Origin of the sequence: Micromonospora sp. NPDC049891, from assembly GCF_040660295.1 — a bacterium.
In the GTDB taxonomy this organism is placed as follows: domain Bacteria; phylum Actinomycetota; class Actinomycetes; order Mycobacteriales; family Micromonosporaceae; genus Micromonospora.
The window spans coordinates 557,239-574,815 of the sequence record NZ_JBFAML010000001.1 but is presented as its reverse complement, the minus strand read 5'-3'; the positions used below and the strand labels follow the sequence as shown (position 1 = coordinate 574,815).

The window sequence follows — 17,577 nt, the reverse complement described above, 5'->3', positions numbered from 1 at the left end:
GCGTCTCCCACCTCTCCAGTCTGCTACCGGTCGTGGTGGCGCCGGGCGCCGACCCCGGGTCCCGGGGAGATCGTCCCAGGATGGGCTGGTTCTCAGCCCTGTGCGTGGGTCCGTGCCACGGTCAGCAGCTCGACCAGCTCCGCGCCGTCGGCCGGACCCAACGCGGTGAAGGCCGGCGCGACGAGCCGGTCAGTCATCGCCTCGGCCCACAACCGCCGCCGCACCAGCGGTCCGACCGGCGGGTACGGCGGCGGCCAGCCGCAGGCCATCGCGCCGGTGGCTCCCTCGGGGCCGGCCAGCACCGCCTCCAGTGGCGTCATCCCGCTGGCGCGTACGGCCACCAGGTGCGCACCGGTGAAGTGTTCGCGCAGCAGGCGTAGGCCGGCGGCGGCCCGGGCACCGGGGGTCGCCGCGTCCGACGGCATGGCCCGCCAGGCGGCGAACAGTGGCATGGCGCTGGCGTCGGCCGCCGCGACGGCGCGTTCCACGAGCACCGCGAGTCGGTCGACGCGGGGCAGGCCACCCAGCACCTCCTCGCCCCATCGGCAACACTCGGCGAGGCTGGCGGCGGCCACCTCGGCCGGCCGGACCGCACGGGCGGCGGCGTCCCAGCCGTCGGCCACGGCGTCGGGGGCGATGAAGCCGAGCGCCGCCGCCACGGTTTCGGCCCGTACGTCACCCAGCGCGCCGGCCCGACCGGTGACGTAGAAGGCCCACCCGGAGATGCCGAGCAGCCGCGCCCGGCGCAGCGTGGTGGGGCACCGGGTGTACGCCTCCCCGAGAGCGAGCACCGCCGGTTTGCTCGCCGTCGCGACCTGCTCCGGCGTCATCCCGCCCCGCCCCGAGGGCCGCCACTGCGGGTTCGCCCCGATGGTCCGTACGTGAAGGATCCGCCCGAAGGTCCGTCCATGGGGGATCAGTCTGCCGGTCAACCGTCGGAGTCGGCATCCCCCTCCTCGGCGTCCAACGCCTCCATTGCGGCCTCGACCTCGCCGGCACGTCGCCGGGCGGTGGTGAGCGCCCGTTCGGCGGCCCGTCGGGCCAGCCGGGAGCGGCTGAGTTCCTGCTCGGCGACGGCCCGGCGGCGTTCCAGTTCGGCCAGTTCCGCCTCGACGGCGTCCAGCGCGGCCGTACCGTCGCGTTCGGCCGTCACCGCTCCGGCCAGGTCCGTCTCGGCCCGTTCCCGGTCGGTACGCGCCCGGTCCAGTTCCTTCTCCAACGCCCTGCGGCGACGGGTCCGTTCGGCGCGGGCGGCCCGCTGCGCCTGTTCGGCCCGCAGCGCGCCCCGGTCCGCTGGACGCTGCCGGACCGGCGCGGCGGGCGGCGGTTCCTCCCCGCCGGTCACCAGGCGCAGCTGCGGCCGGGGCACCTCGCCGAACCCCGCGTAGTGTGCCGGCCGCAACAGCCGCCCGGAACGCACCTGCTCGGCCACCGCGACGTCGGAGAGCGCGGCGTTGAGGGTCGCCTCGACCTCGGCCAGCGGCAACTTCCCGCCGGACGGGGCTCCCTCGACGCCGGCGGCGAGCCGGCGTACCTCGGCGACAAGTGCGCCGACCACCGCCCGCCGCTGCGCGGACAGTTCCCGCAGGCGCGGGCCGCGCAGCTCGCGCTGGGCCTCCCGGAGCGCCTCGGCCAGTTGCGCCAGCTCGGACACCAGCTCCGGTCGCTCCAGCGCGAGCAGGTTGACCAGCCAGGCGGCCACGGTGGGTCGGCGCAGCCTGGCGATCTCCCGGGCGGTACGCGGATCACCGGCCCGGCGGGCCTGCGCGGCGGCGTCGTCCCGGGCGGCGACGAACCGGTCCGGCGGCGTGCGGTACAGCTGCTCGACGAGGTCGGGTGGGGGGTCGGGCATCGGCTCAGCCGTCGATCCGGCTGCCCGGCTCCAGCCGCTGGTACTCGCTGCCGGACAGTGCCGTGTACTGCCGGTCGAGCACCGCGTAGCCGTTGTCGTTGAGCAGGGCGTCGTGCAGCGCGAAGACCCGACGTGGGGCCACCGCCCGGATGAAGTCGACCACCTCGGAGAACTTCGACCAGGGCGCGTGGATCGGGGCGAAGAGGGTGTCGACCTGGACGTCGTCCGGGACGAACAGGGCGTCGCCCAGGTGGTAGACGACGTCGTTGAGCAGGTAGCCGAGGTTGTCGATCACCGGGATGTCGGGATGGATCACCGCGTGCCGGCCACCGTGGGCGCGTACCGGAATTCCGGCGGCGGTGAACGCCTCTCCGGGGGCCACCGGTCGCAGCACGTCGGCTGCATCGCCGAGGGTGCCGGCCAGCGACGCCGGTCCGTGGATGACGAAGGGACGCCGGGCCAACTGCCGGTTCACCGCGGCCACGTCGAGGTGATCCGGGTGCTCGTGGGTGACCAGCACGGCGTCGGCCCCGTCCAACGCCACCGCCGGCTCACTGAACATCCCTGGGTCGATGACCAGCACTCCCCCGTCGTGCTCGACCCGCAGGCACGAGTGGGCGTACTTGGTGAGCCGCATCGTGATGCCTCCCATATCGATTCGTGACGTCCTGAGCGCAGTCTGCCGGAACCTGTGCGGTGGCGTGTGGCGTCCGAGCCATTGCCCGCTCGGGCAGTCGAAAGGGGAACGGGGATGAGGATGGGAATGGGTGGAGCCCGCCGTCACGGGACCACGGCGGTGGCGACACTGGCCGCGCTGCTGATGCTCGCCGGCTGCGGAAGTGGTGGCGGCGGAGACGACTCAGGAGCGGCCGGCACCGCGGCCGACGCCGTCGCGCCGGCCCAGGAGGGTGCCGCCGGTGTGCCCGGCGAGGCCGCCGCGCCCGGCAATGCCCAGGGCGGTGCCGGTGCGGCGACGGACACCCGGGTGGACCAACGGTCCATCATCTACACCGGATCGATCCGGGTGCAGGTGGACGATGTGGACGCCGCCGCACGCGACGCCGCCGCCGCGGCGACCCGGGCCGGTGGGTTCGTCGGCGGGGACCAACGCCGCAGTTCCGACGCCGACGCGGTGGCCGACCTCGAACTACGGGTGCCGGCGGACCGGTTCTACGCGGTCGTGGAGGAACTGGCCGGCCTCGGCGTGCAGGAGCGCCGGGAGATCGGCACGCAGGACGTCACCGAGGAGACCATCGACCTCGACGCCCGGATCGCCAGCCAGCGGGCCCGGGTGGAGAGCGCGCGGCGGCTGCTCGCCCAGGCCGACTCGATAACTGATCTGGTCAACATCGAGAACGAGCTGGCCCGGCGGGAGGCCGACCTCGCCTCACTGGAGGCGAAGAAGCGGCGACTGAGCGACCTCACCGCGCTGTCCACCATCACGGTCACCCTGGTGGGTCCGGGCGTCACGATCCCCGAGGAGGAGAATCAGATCGGCTTCCTGGTGGGGCTCAAGGGCGGCTGGAAGGTCTTCCTGGCCTCGATGACCGTCCTGCTCACCGTGCTCGGTGCGGTCCTGCCGTGGTTGCTCGTCTTCGGCGTACCGGTGGGTGCGCTGTGGTGGCTGGCGCGCCGTCGCCGCCGGAACCGCCCGGCGGTGCCGGCCCTGGTCGCACCGGTCGGCGCGCCGCCACCGCCGGGGGTCAGCGTGCCGCCGCCAGTGCCTGGAGCGCGGTCTGCACCATGAGTCGTACGCCCGCCGGGATTGCTCGTTCGTCCACATCGAACGAGGCCCGGTGCAGGTCGACGTTCGGCCCGGAGCGGCCGACCCCGAGCCGAGCGAGGGCACCGGGGACGTACTCCAGATACCAGGAGAAGTCCTCGCCACCCATGCTCTGCGGGGTCTCCGCGACGCCCTCCGGGCCGAGCGCGGCGGCGGTGGCCGCGTTCAGCACCCCGATGGCCCGCGCGTCGTTGCAGACCGGCGGGCGACCGCGCAGGTACTCCAGGTCGACTGTGGCGCCGGTCGGTGCGATGACGTCCCGGACCACCTGCGAGACGATCTTCGGGGCCAGTTCCCAGGCGTCCCGGTCCATCACCCGCAGGGTGCCGGAGGCGGACGCCTCGGACGGGATGACGTTGTACCGGGTGCCCGCGGAGGCGTGCCCGAAGACCAGCAGCAGGCCGCTGTTGGCCGGTACCCGGCGGCTGACCAGGGCCGGGACCTCGGTGATCAGCCGGCCGAGCGCGTCGACCAGGTCCACGGTCAGGTGCGGGCGGGCGGTGTGGCCGCCCGGGCCGGTGAGCCGGACGGTGACGTTGTCGGCGGCGGCGGTGATCGGGCCGACCCGCAGGCCCACCTGACCGACGGGCAGGTTCGGGTCGCAGTGCAGCGCGAAGATCTGCACCACGTCGTCGAGGCCGCCGGCCTCGATCACCTCCAGCGAACCGCAGGGCAGGATCTCCTCGGCGGGCTGGAAGATCAACCGGACCCGGCCGGGCAGCTCGCCCTGGTCGGCCAGCTGCGCGAGCAGCATGCCGACGCCCAACATGATCGTGGTGTGCACGTCGTGCCCGCAGGCGTGGCAGACCCCGTCGACCGTGGAGCGGTACGGCACGTCCTTGACGTCGGTAAGCGGCAGCGCGTCGATGTCGGCACGCAGCGCGATCACGGGACCGTCCGGGCGGCCGTTGATGTCGCAGATCACTCCGTTGCCCTTGGGCAGCAGTCGCGGCTGCAACCCGGCCAGGGAGAGTTCCCGCGCGACCAGGGCGGCGGTCTCGAACTCCGCGCCGGACAGCTCCGGGTGCGAGTGAATGTGACGGCGCGTGGCGATCAGGCCCGGTACCCGGAGGGCGAGCAGGTGGTCCAACTCGAAGGGCAGGGGCTGGGTACCGGCCGGCGCCTCCGGCCAGGACGGCGCCAGCTGGTGACCGGTCGGCATCGTCAACGCACTCGTCACGTCGAATTCTCTTCGATCACTAGAAATGGATGGATCATCGGGAACAGCAGACAGCGTAGACCCCCGACGGTAACTCTGCGCAACCTCGTTCCGGTGATGATCGGACCGCGCAGCGTCACGTATGCCCTGATGAGAGCGCCCGCAGGTGAGCGGGACAGCAGGTAGATCGCGGTCGAACGCCGTCATCCACCCCTCACCTCCTACAACGCGTAATCGCGCCCAGGATGCCGAGAATCTTCTCGGAACCATCGTCGTCGTTCCGAATTGTCGCATTAGTCGCGCCAATGAACTGACGGTACGACAATTACCCGACCACTCCCGGCAACGGGCGCCAGTGGACGTTCACACGCACGGAGGCCGTCCGACCGCACACCGTGTGCGTCCGCGTGATCACCAGAAGCGGATTACCCGGGGACGGGCCGTTCGACACGCTGCGCGACGGGCAGTGCCCGACCGGCGACAGCTGGTCCGGTTTCAGAACCGGTCAGTGGGCTGGTACCGACCCCAGACCTCGCGGAGCGCCCCGCACACCTCACCGACGGTGGCCCGCTCGCGCAGCGCCGCCTTCATCGGGTGGAGCACGTTCCCGGTGCCCGAGGCGGTCTCCCGCAACTCGGCCAGGGCCCGCTGCACAGCCGCCGAGTCCCGCTCGGCCCGCAGCTTCGCCAGCCGCTCCGCCTGTGCCGCCTCGATCGACGGATCGACCCGCAGCGGCTCGTACGGCTCCTCGGCGTCGATGGCGAACCGGTTGAGCCCGACCACCACCCGCTCACCCGAGTCGATCTCCTGCGCGATCCGGTACGCGGACTGCTCGATCTCCCGCTTCTGAAAGCCGACCTCGATCGCGTCCACCGCCGACCCGTGCTCGAAGACCCGAGCCATCAGCGCGTCCGCCGCCGTCTCGATCTCCGCGGTCATCGCCTCCACCACGTACGAGCCGGCGAACGGATCGACCGTGGCGGTGAGATCCGTCTCGTACGCCAGCACCTGCTGGGTACGCAGCGCCAGCCGGGCCGCCTTCTCGGTGGGCAGCGCGATCGCCTCGTCGAAGCTGTTGGTGTGCAGCGACTGGGTGCCGCCGAGCACCGCGCCGAGCCCCTGCACCGCCACCCGGACCAGGTTCACCTCGGGCTGCTGGGCGGTCAACTGCACACCCGCGGTCTGGGTGTGGAAGCGCAGCATCATCGATTTCGGGTTCTTCGCGCCGAACTCGTCGCGCATCAGGCGGGCCCAGATCCGTCGGGCCGCCCGGAACTTCGCCACCTCCTCCAGCAGGGTGGTGCGGGCGACGAAGAAGAACGACAGCCGAGGGGCGAAGTCGTCCACGGCCAGCCCGGCGGCGATCGCCGCCCGGACGTACTCCACGCCGTTGGCAAGCGTGAACGCGATCTCCTGCACCGGCGAGGCGCCGGCCTCGGCCATGTGGTAGCCGGAGATCGAAATGGTGTTCCACTTCGGCACCTCGGTACGGCAGTAGCCGAAGGTGTCGGCGACCAGCCGCAGCGAGGGCTTCGGCGGGAAGATGTACGTGCCCCGGGCGATGTACTCCTTGAGGATGTCGTTCTGGATGGTGCCGTTGAGCGCGGAACCCGGCACCCCGTTCTCCTCGGCGACGAGCTGGTAGAGCAGCAGCAGCACCGAACCGGGCGCGTTGATGGTCATCGAGGTGGAGACCTTGTCCAGCGGGATGCCGTCGAAGAGCAGCCGCATGTCCTCGATGGAGTCGATGGCCACGCCGACCTTGCCCACCTCGCCGTGCGCGATCGGGTCGTCGGAGTCGTACCCCATCTGCGTGGGCAGGTCGAAGGCGACCGACAGGCCCATCGTGCCGGCCCGCAACAGCTGGTGGTAGCGCGCGTTGGACTCGGTGGCGGTACCGAAGCCGGCGTACTGTCGCATGGTCCACGGACGGGAGGTGTACATGGTGGGATAGACCCCACGGGTGTACGGGAACTCGCCCGGCGCGCCGAGCCGGGAGTCCAGGTCGCCGGGAAGATCGGCAGGCGTGTAGACGCCCTTGATCGGGAAACCGGACTCGCTTGACCGCCGTTCGCTCATCACCGGATGGTAGGACGCGCGGGACGACTGTCGGGTGAGGGATACCGCACACCGGGTCGCCTGCGGCGACAAGAGGTGAGTGCCTGCACACGTACCGTCGAGTACTGGAAACGTCCGCCGCGCCGGCTTTCGCATCGGGCGTCTGAACCAGCAAGATAGGGGGGTTGTGTCCCAGCCCTCTCGACTTCCCCCGGTGGCTTTTCTGTGACTCAGATCCCGACGTGGAGCGGCGGACCAGTCAGCACTCCCACCAACGGACGCGCGACACCCGGCACCGTCATCGGTGACCGGTACTCGCTGCGCTCCGCGGTGGGCAACGGTGGCATGGGTACGGTCTGGCGGGCCACAGACACACTTCTGCGCCGCGACGTGGCGGTCAAGGAGGTCATCCTCCCGCCCGGCCTGGCACCGAGCGACCGCGACGCGATGTACGAACGCACCCTGCGCGAGGCCCGCGCCGCTGCCGCCATCGCCCACCCGGCCGTCGTCCAGGTGTACGACGTGGTCACCGAGGCCGGCCGCCCGTGGATCGTGATGGAGCTGCTGGACGCCCGCAGCCTCGCCGACATGGTGATCGAGGACGGGCCGATCGCCCAGCGCGTGGTTGCCAAGATCGGCATCGCGCTGCTCGGCGCGCTCGAGGTGGCACACGCGATAGGCGTGCTGCACCGCGACGTCAAGCCGGCCAACGTGCTGATCTGCTCGGACGGCCGCTGCGTGCTCACCGACTTCGGCGTGGCCCGGATGCCCACCGACGTGCAGCTCACCACTCCGGGCATGGTGCTGGGCTCACCGCACTTCATCTCCCCCGAGCGGGCCATGGGGCAGGAGTTCGGCCCGCCCAGCGACCTGTTCTCCCTCGGCGTCACGCTGTACACCGCCGTGGAGGGCCGGCCGCCCTTCGACCGGGGCGACCCGATCGAGACCATGCATGCCGTGGTCGAGGACCCGCCCGCCCCACCGCAGCGCAGCGGTCCGTTGACCCGGGTGCTGATGGGTCTGCTGGAGAAGGACCCGGCCCGCCGGCTCGACGTGCACACCGCCCGCGCCATGCTGCGCGAATTGCTGGCCGGCCCGCTGAGCAGCAGCGCCGCCGGGGTCAACTCGATGACCGACCAGTACTCCGTGATGCCGGTGCCGCAGCCCGCACCGATCACCGCGCCGGCAGCCCCGGCGAAACCGGCCCCGTCCGGGCAGATCGGCGGTCGGGCGATGCTCGGTCCCGGTGAGTCGCTCACCGACCGGCTGGCCGCGCTACGCCGGGGCGAGCGCCCCGGCCAGGCCGCGGCGGCCAGCGCCGCCGCGATGGAGGACACCAGCGCCGACGCGCTGGCCCGACCGGGGCAGCGGGGCGCTGCGGCGTCCCCGCCCGCCGGCCGCACCTACGGTGGCGCCGAGGCGACGCAGCGGATCGGAGCGGACACCACCCAGCGTGTCGGACCGGAGGTGTTCGGCTACGGCGCGCCGTCCGACGCGACCCAGCGGGTCGGCGGCTACGGTGCCGCACCCGACGCGACCCAGCAGCTCGGCGGCTACGGCACCCAGCCCGAGGCGACGCAGCGGATCGGCGGCTACGGCGGTGCCCAGTGGCCGGCCGCCCCCAACCAGCCGTACGGCACCCCGGCGGCCGCTCCCGCCGGCGGCGGCAGCCCGGTCGACCGGGCCAAGGCCGCCGGCACCCGGGTGGTCGACACCGTGAAGGGCTGGCCGCGCAAGATGCAGCTGGCGGCGGCCGGCGGCCTCGCGGTGCTCCTGCTGATCGGCATCGTGGCCTTCGCCAGCGGTGGCGACGAGCCACCCGCCACCCCGGTCGCCGAGCCGTCCAACTCGGCCGAGGAAGGCCCCGGCGTCGAGATGCAGGAGCACTCGGCACGCGGGGTGCGGATGCTGGTGCCGAAGGGCTGGAAGCGGGCCGCGCCGGCCGGTGGCGTCTACATCGACTACACCGACCCGGAGGACAGCGGCCGTCGGGTGCGCATCCTCAACGAGGCGTGGAGCGGCACCTCGGCGCGCTGGGCGCAGGTCGCCGAGAACGGCCTGAAGACCCGGTCGAAGTCCTGCGCCAAGCCGTACACCCAGGTCGCCATGGCCGAGAAGGAGCTGGCCGGCAAGCCCTCGGCCGAGTTCGAGTACACCTGCGGTGACGGCGACGCCATGCGGCACGGCATCTGGCACGGAGTCGCGCACGACGGGCGGCTCTACTCGTTCTACCTGACCTCGAACGACGCCCGCTTCGAGGAGAGCAAGCCGATCTACGCGGAGATGCTCAAGTCGTTCCAGCTCACCGCGGCCGGCTGAGCCGGGGCGCACGCCCGGGGAGATCCGCCGCCGTGCTATCAAGAGGCCATGGCGGCGGAGAACACTGACCTCGACACCATCCGCGAGCGGGCCGAACGCTGGCTCGCCGACGACCCCGACCCGGCCGGCCGGGCGGAGCTGCGGGCGGTGCTCGACCGGCTGCCGGCGAGCGCACCGGAGCTGGCCGACAGGTTCGCCGGGCCGCTGACCTTCGGCACCGCCGGCCTACGCGGGCCGCTGCGCGCCGGCCCCAACGGCATGAACCTCGCGGTGGTCACCCAGGCCGCCGCCGGGCTGGTCGCCTGGCTCGCCGCCCAGGGCGGCACCGGTCCGCTGGTGATCGGGTACGACGCCCGCCGTGGTTCCCGCGAGTTCGCCGAGCGCACCGCGCAGGTGGCCACCGGGGCGGGACGCCCGGCGCTGCTGCTGCCCCGCCCGCTGCCCACCCCGGTGCTCGCGTACGCGGTGCGACACCTGTCGGCGGTAGCCGGGGTGATGGTGACCGCCAGCCACAACCCGCCACAGGACAACGGCTACAAGGTGTACCTCGGTGCCGAACTGGGCGGAGAGTCGGGCGCCGGGGCGCAGATCGTGCCGCCGGCCGACGCCGGCATCGAGGCCGCCATCCGCGCGGTCGGGCCGCTGGCGCAGGTGCCGCTCGGCCCCGCCGGTCATGTGCTCGGCGACGAGCTGGTCGCCGCGTACGTGGCGCGGGCGGTCGAGGTCGTCACGCCGGGTGGCCCCCGGGACCTGACCGTGGCGTACACCCCGTTGCACGGTGTCGGGGCGACGGTGCTCACCGCCGCGTTCACCGCCGCCGGGTTCCCGGTGCCCGGCGTGGTACCCGACCAGGCCGAGCCGGACCCGGACTTTCCGACGGTCAGCTTCCCCAACCCGGAGGAGCCGGGCGCGGTGGATCGGCTGATCGCGCTCGCCGAACGCACCGAAGCCGACCTGGCCATCGCCAACGACCCCGACGCCGACCGCTGCGCCGTAGCGGTTCGCGAGAGTTCAGGCTGGCGGATGCTGCGCGGGGACGAGGTGGGTGTGCTGCTCGCCGACCACCTGATGCGACGCGGCGTACGCGGTCGCTACGCCACCACGATCGTCTCGTCGTCGTTGCTGCGGGCGATGTGCGCCGCGCGTGGGCTGCCGTACGGGGAGACGCTCACCGGGTTCAAGTGGATCGTCCGGGCCGGTGACGGTGGCGAGCCGCTGGTGTTCGGTTACGAGGAGGCGCTCGGTTACTGCGTCGCTCCGGACCACGTACGCGACAAGGACGGCATCACCGCCGCGCTGACCGTGGCCGAGCTGGCCGCCGGCCTCAAGGCGCAGGGCCGCACGCTCTCCGACCGGCTGGACGAGCTGGCCGCCGAGTTCGGCGTGCACCACACCGACCAGCTCTCGGTACGCGTGGACGACCTGCGCCTGATCGCCGACGCGATGGCTCGGATCCGCGCGGCCATCCCGACCAGCCTGCTCGGCCAGCCGGTCACCGAGACGCAGGATCTGCTCCCCGACGCCGACGTGGTGATCCTGCGTACCGCAACGGCCCGGGTGGTGATCCGCCCCTCCGGCACCGAACCGAAGCTCAAGGCGTACCTCGAAGTGGTGGAACCCGTCACCGACGGCGACACCTCCGCAGCCCGCACCCGCGCCGCGAGCGCCGTTACGGCCCTACGCACCGAGATCGCGAACGCCCTCGGCATCTAGCAACCCCCTCGTTGATCATGAGGTTAGCGGCGGTTTGGAGATCAACTTCGCCGCCAACCTCATGATCAACGGAGGGAAAGGGGGGTCGGTCAGCGGCGGGGGCCCAGGGCGTGCTCTACGGCGCGGCCCAGGGCGGCCACCACGAGGGCGACCGAGGGGCGGATCACCGAGTCCTCCAGGCTGACCTCGCCGGAGAAGCCGGCGCCGCTGGCGATCTCCTCCAGCCGCTGGCGGGCGGCGTCGGCGTCCTCGCCGGTGACCCCGAGGGCGGACTCCATCCGGAGCACGGCGACCAGGGTCGCCAGTGCGGCGGTCCGCTCGTCCGGGGCGGCACCGGTGAGCACCACGGCGAGCCGCTGCCGGGTCTCCTCCTCCACCGACGGATCCACCACCGGGTACCGGTGCACGTGGATGAAGCCCAGCTCCGTCTCGTCGACGTCCCGGACGACGCCCTGGTCGCAGAGGTCGCCGAGGATCCGGTCGCGCAGGCCGTGCCGCAGCCGCTGGACCCAGGACGACGGGCTGTGCGGCGTGTCCGCCACGATCTTCGCCAGCACCGCGTCGGTGACCGGTTCGCCGGTCGGCGTCGGGTCCACCGCCGTCAGGGCCCCGTCGGCGTACGCGATCCGCCCGGCCAGGGCCAACTCGATGAGAACGGCGGCGGCCATGCCCAGGTCGAGGCTGATCCGCGGCAGGGTCGCCTTACCGGTTTCGTCGTCGTACGCGAGCAGGAGCAGTTCCTCGGCGAGCGGAACACCAGTCATGGCCCGAGACGCTAGCCGCTGGACGCCACCGCCCGCAGCACAAACCGCCGCCGGGTGAGCGGCCGTCGCCCACCGTCCGGCGGCGGTGGCCCGCTGTCCGGCGGTTGTCGGCCGCGTCGGCTGCTGGCCGCCGCTCAGAAGCGCGGCATGCCGCCGAACTGCCGGTCACCGGCGTCGCCGAGGCCCGGCACGATGAACATGCTGTCGTTGAGTCCCTCGTCGATGGCGGCGGTGACCAGGCGCAGCGGCAGCCCGGAACGCTCCAACCGCTGGATGCCGGCCGGCGCGGCGAGCACGCAGAGCACTGTGATGTCGGTGCAGCCGCGCTCGGCCAGCAGCCGGCAGCAGTGCTCCAGGGAGCCGCCGGTGGCCAGCATCGGGTCGAGAACCAGCACGGGCAGCCCGGCGAGGTCCCGGGGCAGGGACTCCATGTAGGCGCGCGGCTCGTACGTCTCCTCGTCACGGGCCAGCCCGACGAAGCCCATCGAGGACTCGGGCAGCAACCCCAGCGCGGCGTCGGCCATGCCGAGACCCGCCCGCAGCACCGGCACCAGCAGCGGTGGGTTGGCCAGCCGGGTGCCCTCGGTGCCGGTCACCGGCGTCTGCACCGGGTACGTCTCCACCGGGAAGGAGCGCGCGGCCTCGTACACCAGCATGGTGGTGAGTTCGTGCAGCGCGGCCCGGAACGAGGAGGAGTCGGTGCGTTCGTCCCGCATGGCGGTCAGCCGGGACTGGGCGAGCGGGTGGTCAATGACGAGTACGTCCACGATCGCTCAACCTACCCGCCCCGGACACCGGCGCGTGGGCCACGGGCGCGACCAGCGACGTCGCTCACCCGGGAGCGCTCCGGCGACCACGGTGAGCAAGATCACGCGGCGTCAACCTGCGTAGACTTCGAGGCATGACGGCGACAGCGACGTCGGCCCGCTCGGACCTCTCCGAGCTGGGACGATCCGAGACCGCTCTGCGGACCTTCCTGCACGGCCTACCGGGCGTGGACCAGGTCGGCGCGGAGCAGCGGGCAGCCCAACTCGGCACCCGATCCATCAAGACCACCGCCAAGGCCCAGGCGATCGACCTCGCCATCCGCATGGTCGACCTGACGACGCTTGAGGGCGCGGACACGCCGGGCAAGGTGCGGGCGCTCGCCGCCAAGGCGCTGCGACCCGATCCGGCCGACCCGTCCTGCCCACACGTCGGCGCGGTCTGCGTCTACCCCGCGATGGTCCCGTACGTGGCCGAGGTGTTGCGCGGCAGCGCTGTTCATCTGGCCAGCGTGGCGACGTCGTTTCCGTCGGGTCAGGCGCCGCTGGAGATCAAGCTCGCCGACACCCGCGCCGCCGTCGAGGCGGGCGCCGACGAGATCGACATGGTCATCAACCGGGGTGCTTTCCTGGCCGGCCGCTACTCCGAGGTGTACGACGAGATCGTCGCCACCAAGCAGGCCTGCGGGGACGCGCACCTCAAGGTGATCCTGGAGACCGGCGAGCTGGCCACCTACGACAACGTGCGCCGCGCCTCCTGGCTGGCGATGCTCGCGGGCGGTGACTTCATCAAGACCTCCACCGGCAAGGTCCCGGTCGCCGCCACGCTGCCGGTGACCCTGGTGATGCTGGAGGCGGTACGCGACTTCCGGGCCGCCACCGGGCGGCAGGTCGGCGTGAAGCCGGCCGGCGGCATCAAGACCACCAAGGACGCGATCAAGTACCTGGTCATGGTCAACGAGACCGTCGGCCCGGACTGGCTGCACCCGGACTGGTTCCGCTTCGGCGCCTCCAGCCTCCTCAACGATCTGCTGATGCAGCGCACCAAGCTGACGACCGGCGTCTACGCCGGCCCCGACTACTTCACCCTGGACTGACCGCGATGTTCGAATACGCACCCGCCCCCGAGTCACGCTCGGTGGTAGACCTCAAGCCCTCGTACGGGCTCTTCATCGACGGAAAGTTCGTCGACCCGACCGACGGGGCCAGCTTCAAGTCGATCAACCCGGCCTCCGAGGAGGTGCTGGCCGAGGTCGCCGAGGGCGGCGCGCAGGACGTGGACCGCGCGGTCCGGGCAGCCCGCAAGGCGTACGAGAAGGTCTGGGGTCCGATGCCGGGCCGGGACCGGGCCAAGTACCTGTTCCGGATCGCCCGGATCATTCAGGAACGCTCCCGCGAACTCGCCGTACTGGAGTCGCTGGACAACGGCAAGCCGATCAGGGAGTCCCGCGACGTCGACCTGCCGTTGGTCGCCGCGCACTTCTTCTACTACGCCGGCTGGGCGGACAAGCTTCCGCACGCGGGCTTCGGCACCAACCCGCAGCCGCTCGGCGTGGCGGCGCAGGTCATCCCGTGGAACTTCCCGCTGCTGATGCTGGCCTGGAAGATCGCCCCGGCACTGGCCGCCGGCAACACCGTGGTGTTGAAGCCGGCCGAGACCACCCCGCTGACCGCGCTGCTCTTCGCCGAGATCTGCCAGCAGGCCGACCTGCCGGCCGGTGTGGTCAACATCGTCACCGGTGCCGGCGAGACCGGCCGGGCGCTTGTCGAGCATGACGGCGTGGACAAGGTGGCCTTCACCGGCTCCACCGACGTCGGCCGGGCCATCGCCCGCGCGGTGGCCGGCAGCCGCAAGAAGCTCACCCTGGAACTCGGCGGCAAGGCCGCAAACATCGTCTTCGACGACGCCCCGGTCGACCAGGCCGTCGAAGGCATCGTCAACGGCATCTTCTTCAACCAGGGGCACGTCTGCTGCGCCGGTTCCCGGCTGCTGATCCAGGAGTCCGTCGCCGAGCAGGTACTCGAGTCGCTCAAGCGGCGGATGGCCCAGCTGCGCCTCGGTGACCCGCTCGACAAGAACACCGACATCGGTGCGATCAACTCCGCCGCGCAGCTGTCCCGCATCCGGGAACTGACCGAGGCCGGTGCCGCCGAGGGTGCGCAGCAGTGGTCGCCACCCTGCGAGCTGCCGGACCGGGGCTTCTGGTTCGCGCCGACCATCTTCACCGGCGTCACCCAGGCGCACCGGATCGCCCGCGAGGAGATCTTCGGCCCGGTGCTGTCCGTGCTCACCTTCCGCACTCCGGCTGAGGCCGTCGAGAAGGCCAACAACACGCCGTACGGATTGTCGGCCGGGATCTGGACCGAGAAGGGCTCCCGGATCCTGTGGATGGCCGACCGGCTGCGTGCCGGCGTGGTCTGGGCCAACACGTTCAACAAGTTCGACCCGACCTCGCCGTTCGGCGGCTACAAGGAGTCGGGTTACGGTCGCGAGGGCGGCCGGCACGGGCTGGAGGCGTACCTCAATGTCTGAGCGGGTCGCGGTACGCAAGACGTACAAGCTCTTCATCGGCGGGAAGTTCCCGCGTAGCGAGTCGGGACGGTCGTATCTCGTGCAGGACTCCAACGTGTCACTGGCCTCGCGCAAGGACGCGCGGGACGCCGTGGTGGCCGCCCGCGCAGCCGTGAAGGGCTGGGCCGGGGCGACCGCGTACAACCGGGGTCAGATCCTCTACCGGGTCGCCGAGATGCTGGAAGGCCGCCGCGAGCAGTTCGTCGCGCTCGGCGTGCCGGCCGACGAGGTGGACGCGGCGACCGACCGCTGGGTCTGGTACGCCGGGTGGTCGGACAAGCTCCCACAGGTGTACGGGGGCGCGAACCCGGTCGCCGGGCCGTACTTCAACCTGTCGGCGCCCGAGCCGACAGGCGTGGTGGCGGTGGTGGCGCCCGAGGCACCGGCGCTGCTCGGACTGGTGAGCGTGATCGCCCCGGCGATCGTCACCGGCAACACGGTGGTGGTGGCCGCCTCGCCGACGGCACCGCTGGCCGCGGTGACCCTGGCCGAGGTGCTGGCCACCTCGGACCTGCCGGGCGGGGTGGTCAACATCCTCACCGGCCGCCTGCCGGAGACCGTGCCCACGCTGGCCGCCCACATGGACGTCAACGCCATCGACCTGACCGGCGTGACCGACCCGGAGCTGGCCGCCGACCTGGAGGTCAAGGCGGCGGAGAACCTCAAGCGGGTGCTCCGCCCGGTGCCGGAAACTCACGACTGGTCGGCGGATCCGGGGCTCGGTCGGATGACAGCCCTGCTGGAGACGAAGACGGTGTGGCACCCCAAGGGGGTGTGAGTCCGGTCTGTGCCCGGGCGGGTTTCCGGGGGAGCCCGCCCGCTCCGGGCGGTCAGGCTTGATCCCTGCGCGGGCGGGCTCCCCCGGAAACCCTGACGTGGGCACGGGGCGTCCGTGGGTCACGGCTTGCGGGGTGCTGCCCAGCGTCGGCTTCCTGGTCGACGGGGTAGCCCCGGTGCAACATCCCCACATCTGCTGAAGCGGCCCGGGCTGAGGCAGCACTATCCCCGAAGTTGCTGGCACGGCCCCGGGGTGAGGGCAGCACTGTTCCCGATGTTGCTGGTGCGGGCCGGGGGTGGGCGGGGGTGGGGGTGGGTCTACTACGGGGGGTAGGATTCAGGGGTGACTCGGCTGGGGGATCTTGAGCGTGCGGTGATGGACGTGCTGTGGGACGCGGTTCCCGCCACGTCGGACGGTGTCACTGTGCGCGAAGTGGCCGACGCTCTGGACGGGCGGGAGTTGGCTTACACCACGGTGATGACCGTGCTGGACCGGCTGGCCGGCAAGGGCATGGTGCAGCGCGAGCGGGAGGGTCGGGCGTGGCGTTACCGTGCTGCGGCCAGCCGTGAGGCGTACATCGCCCAGCTCATGCTCGATGCGCTCGACCTGGGCGGTAGCCGGGACGCGGCGCTTGTCCGGTTCGCCCGCTCGGTGACCGGCACCGAGGCCGACGTGCTGCGCGCCGCGCTCTCGGCGGAGGCCGGGACGGCAGCCGACACACCTGGACAGGCGGCGGACGGCCCGGGTCGCGGGCTGACCGACCGGGTCGAGTCGCCGCAGGCCGACCGGGCGTCGCGCCCTGGCCTGGCCGACGAGGCAGCGGAGCGGTAGGGGCGACGCCGTGGCGCACACCCTGCATTTCGCCGCCTCGATGGTGGCGTGCTGGCTGATCGCCCAGGTGCTGGCCCGATCCACCTGGACGTGGCGCAGCCCTCGGGTGGCGATCCTCTGTTGGCAGGCGATCGGCCTGGGGGTCGGTCTCTCCGCGATGGGCCTACCGATCGCGTTGGGTCTCGCCCCGTACCAGCGGGGCACCGGCAGCGCCCTGCTGGCGCTTGTCGACGACCTTCGGCACGGCACCCTGCCCGCCGGCCTCGGTGCCGTGCACCTGGGGCTGGTCGGCGTCGGTCTCGGCATCGGGGCGGTGCTGTTGACCACGACGGTACGCAGCGTGCACGGTGCGGTACGCGCCCAGCGTCGGCACCGGGACCTGCTCACTTTGGTCGCTCGACGGGATCCGACGGTGCCCGGCGCGCTGGTGCTCGACCACCCGGGTGCGGCCGCGTACTGCCTTCCGGGGGTGAAGCCCCGGGTGGTGGTCAGCGCCGGCACGCTCAGCCTGCTCGACCGGGCCGAGCTGGCGGCGGTGCTGACCCACGAGCGGGCGCACGCGCAGGAGCGGCACGATCTGGTGCTGCTGCCGTTCACCGCGCTCTGCCGAGCGTTGCCCTGGATCCGCTGGGTCCGCGAGGCACACGAGCGGGTTTCCCTGCTTGTCGAGATGCGCGCCGACGACAAGGCCCGCGAGTTGCACGCCGAGGCCCCGCTGGCCGGTGCGTTGCGCCGGTTCGCCGCCGCCGGTAACCGGATCACGCCAGCCGGTGCGCTCGGCATGGGCGATCGGGACCTGGACGTACGGGTGCAGCGGTTGCTGGTCACCGAGCGCCCGCCCCGGCTGCTCGGCGCCACCGCCCTGACCGTGACCGTGACCGTGGCCGCCCTGCCGATCTCGCTCTTCCTCAGCTGACGACCCTGAACTAACCCTGATCATGCCGGTCCGGCTCGCAGCACGACTCTATAGGTAGTGTCACTACG

The 17,577-nt window shown here is 72.1% G+C and carries 15 protein-coding genes; 8 read left to right on the top strand and 7 right to left on the bottom strand.

Annotated features, from left to right (window positions below):
- Positions 1–92 precede the first annotated feature (92 nt).
- The 3 genes from AB0I71_RS02765 to AB0I71_RS02755 all read right to left on the bottom strand — a co-directional run bounded on the left by AB0I71_RS02765 (position 93) and on the right by AB0I71_RS02755 (position 2,489).
- The gene (locus AB0I71_RS02765; RefSeq protein ID WP_357581501.1) at positions 93–830 is read right to left on the bottom strand and encodes a hypothetical protein; all 738 of its coding nucleotides are present in this window, start codon (positions 828–830) and stop codon (positions 93–95) included.
- A gap of 98 nt (positions 831–928) precedes the next feature.
- Positions 929–1,852: a hypothetical protein gene (locus AB0I71_RS02760; RefSeq protein WP_357581500.1), complete on the bottom strand. Its 924-nt coding sequence runs from the start codon at positions 1,850–1,852 to the stop codon at positions 929–931.
- 4 nt (positions 1,853–1,856) lie between these two features.
- Positions 1,857–2,489: an MBL fold metallo-hydrolase gene (locus AB0I71_RS02755; RefSeq protein ID WP_357581499.1), complete on the bottom strand. Its 633-nt coding sequence runs from the start codon at positions 2,487–2,489 to the stop codon at positions 1,857–1,859.
- A 114-nt stretch (positions 2,490–2,603) separates the two neighbouring features.
- Between AB0I71_RS02755 and AB0I71_RS02750 the strand changes: the two genes are divergently transcribed.
- Positions 2,604–3,599, top strand: a complete 996-nt coding sequence (locus AB0I71_RS02750) for a DUF4349 domain-containing protein (protein WP_357581498.1) — start codon at positions 2,604–2,606, stop codon at positions 3,597–3,599.
- Here AB0I71_RS02750 and AB0I71_RS02745 read toward each other — a convergent pair.
- Complete coding sequence (locus tag AB0I71_RS02745; protein WP_357581497.1) at positions 3,556–4,815, bottom strand: amidohydrolase; 1,260 nt, start codon at positions 4,813–4,815, stop codon at positions 3,556–3,558. The two genes, AB0I71_RS02750 and AB0I71_RS02745, sit on opposite strands and share 44 nt — an antisense overlap.
- 474 nt (positions 4,816–5,289) lie before the next feature.
- Complete coding sequence (locus AB0I71_RS02740; protein WP_357581496.1) at positions 5,290–6,873, bottom strand: methylmalonyl-CoA mutase family protein; 1,584 nt, start codon at positions 6,871–6,873, stop codon at positions 5,290–5,292.
- Between the two features lie 204 nt (positions 6,874–7,077).
- Here AB0I71_RS02740 and AB0I71_RS02735 point away from each other — a divergent pair, with 204 nt between their 5' ends.
- Both AB0I71_RS02735 and AB0I71_RS02730 read left to right on the top strand, forming a co-directional pair.
- Positions 7,078–9,171, top strand: a complete 2,094-nt coding sequence (locus tag AB0I71_RS02735; protein ID WP_357581495.1) for a protein kinase — start codon at positions 7,078–7,080, stop codon at positions 9,169–9,171.
- A gap of 48 nt (positions 9,172–9,219) precedes the next feature.
- Positions 9,220–10,884, top strand: coding sequence for a phospho-sugar mutase (locus AB0I71_RS02730; protein WP_357581494.1), 1,665 nt, complete (start codon positions 9,220–9,222; stop codon positions 10,882–10,884).
- Between the two features lie 89 nt (positions 10,885–10,973).
- Here AB0I71_RS02730 and AB0I71_RS02725 read toward each other — a convergent pair whose 3' ends face one another.
- Together AB0I71_RS02725 and upp are read right to left on the bottom strand one after the other, a co-directional pair.
- Positions 10,974–11,648 (bottom strand): GPP34 family phosphoprotein, encoded by a 675-nt coding sequence (locus AB0I71_RS02725; protein WP_357581493.1) that lies wholly within the window; start codon positions 11,646–11,648, stop codon positions 10,974–10,976.
- A gap of 134 nt (positions 11,649–11,782) precedes the next feature.
- Positions 11,783–12,415, bottom strand: coding sequence for a uracil phosphoribosyltransferase (gene upp / locus AB0I71_RS02720; protein ID WP_357581492.1), 633 nt, complete (start codon positions 12,413–12,415; stop codon positions 11,783–11,785).
- A 134-nt stretch (positions 12,416–12,549) separates the two neighbouring features.
- Between upp and deoC the strand changes: the two genes are divergently transcribed.
- From deoC to AB0I71_RS02695, 5 genes are all read left to right on the top strand, one after another.
- A complete protein-coding gene (gene deoC, locus AB0I71_RS02715; RefSeq protein ID WP_357581491.1) occupies positions 12,550–13,509 on the top strand; it encodes a deoxyribose-phosphate aldolase in 960 nt (319 codons plus the stop codon).
- A 5-nt stretch (positions 13,510–13,514) separates the two neighbouring features.
- Positions 13,515–14,945 (top strand): aldehyde dehydrogenase family protein, encoded by a 1,431-nt coding sequence (locus AB0I71_RS02710; protein WP_357581490.1) that lies wholly within the window; start codon positions 13,515–13,517, stop codon positions 14,943–14,945.
- Positions 14,938–15,762, top strand: a complete 825-nt coding sequence (locus tag AB0I71_RS02705) for an aldehyde dehydrogenase family protein (RefSeq protein ID WP_357581489.1) — start codon at positions 14,938–14,940, stop codon at positions 15,760–15,762. The genes AB0I71_RS02710 and AB0I71_RS02705 overlap by 8 nt, the downstream gene beginning before the upstream one ends.
- 342 nt (positions 15,763–16,104) lie before the next feature.
- Positions 16,105–16,593, top strand: a complete 489-nt coding sequence (locus AB0I71_RS02700) for a BlaI/MecI/CopY family transcriptional regulator (protein ID WP_357581488.1) — start codon at positions 16,105–16,107, stop codon at positions 16,591–16,593.
- A gap of 10 nt (positions 16,594–16,603) precedes the next feature.
- Positions 16,604–17,509, top strand: a complete 906-nt coding sequence (locus tag AB0I71_RS02695) for a M56 family metallopeptidase (RefSeq protein WP_357581487.1) — start codon at positions 16,604–16,606, stop codon at positions 17,507–17,509.
- Positions 17,510–17,577 lie beyond the last annotated feature (68 nt).

Excerpts from the sequence above, each read along its gene's own strand:
- AB0I71_RS02765 (WP_357581501.1), bottom strand. The coding sequence starts at position 830 with ATGACGCCGGAGCAGGTCGCGACGGCGAGCAAACCGGCGGTGCTCGCT.
- AB0I71_RS02760 (WP_357581500.1), bottom strand. The coding sequence starts at position 1,852 with ATGCCCGACCCCCCACCCGACCTCGTCGAGCAGCTGTACCGCACGCCG.
- AB0I71_RS02755 (WP_357581499.1), bottom strand. The coding sequence starts at position 2,489 with ATGCGGCTCACCAAGTACGCCCACTCGTGCCTGCGGGTCGAGCACGAC.
- AB0I71_RS02750 (WP_357581498.1), top strand. The coding sequence starts at position 2,604 with ATGAGGATGGGAATGGGTGGAGCCCGCCGTCACGGGACCACGGCGGTG.
- AB0I71_RS02740 (WP_357581496.1), bottom strand. The coding sequence starts at position 6,873 with ATGAGCGAACGGCGGTCAAGCGAGTCCGGTTTCCCGATCAAGGGCGTC.
- AB0I71_RS02730 (WP_357581494.1), top strand. The coding sequence starts at position 9,220 with ATGGCGGCGGAGAACACTGACCTCGACACCATCCGCGAGCGGGCCGAA.
- AB0I71_RS02725 (WP_357581493.1), bottom strand. The coding sequence starts at position 11,648 with ATGACTGGTGTTCCGCTCGCCGAGGAACTGCTCCTGCTCGCGTACGAC.
- deoC (WP_357581491.1), top strand. The coding sequence starts at position 12,550 with ATGACGGCGACAGCGACGTCGGCCCGCTCGGACCTCTCCGAGCTGGGA.
- AB0I71_RS02710 (WP_357581490.1), top strand. The coding sequence starts at position 13,515 with ATGTTCGAATACGCACCCGCCCCCGAGTCACGCTCGGTGGTAGACCTC.
- AB0I71_RS02705 (WP_357581489.1), top strand. The coding sequence starts at position 14,938 with ATGTCTGAGCGGGTCGCGGTACGCAAGACGTACAAGCTCTTCATCGGC.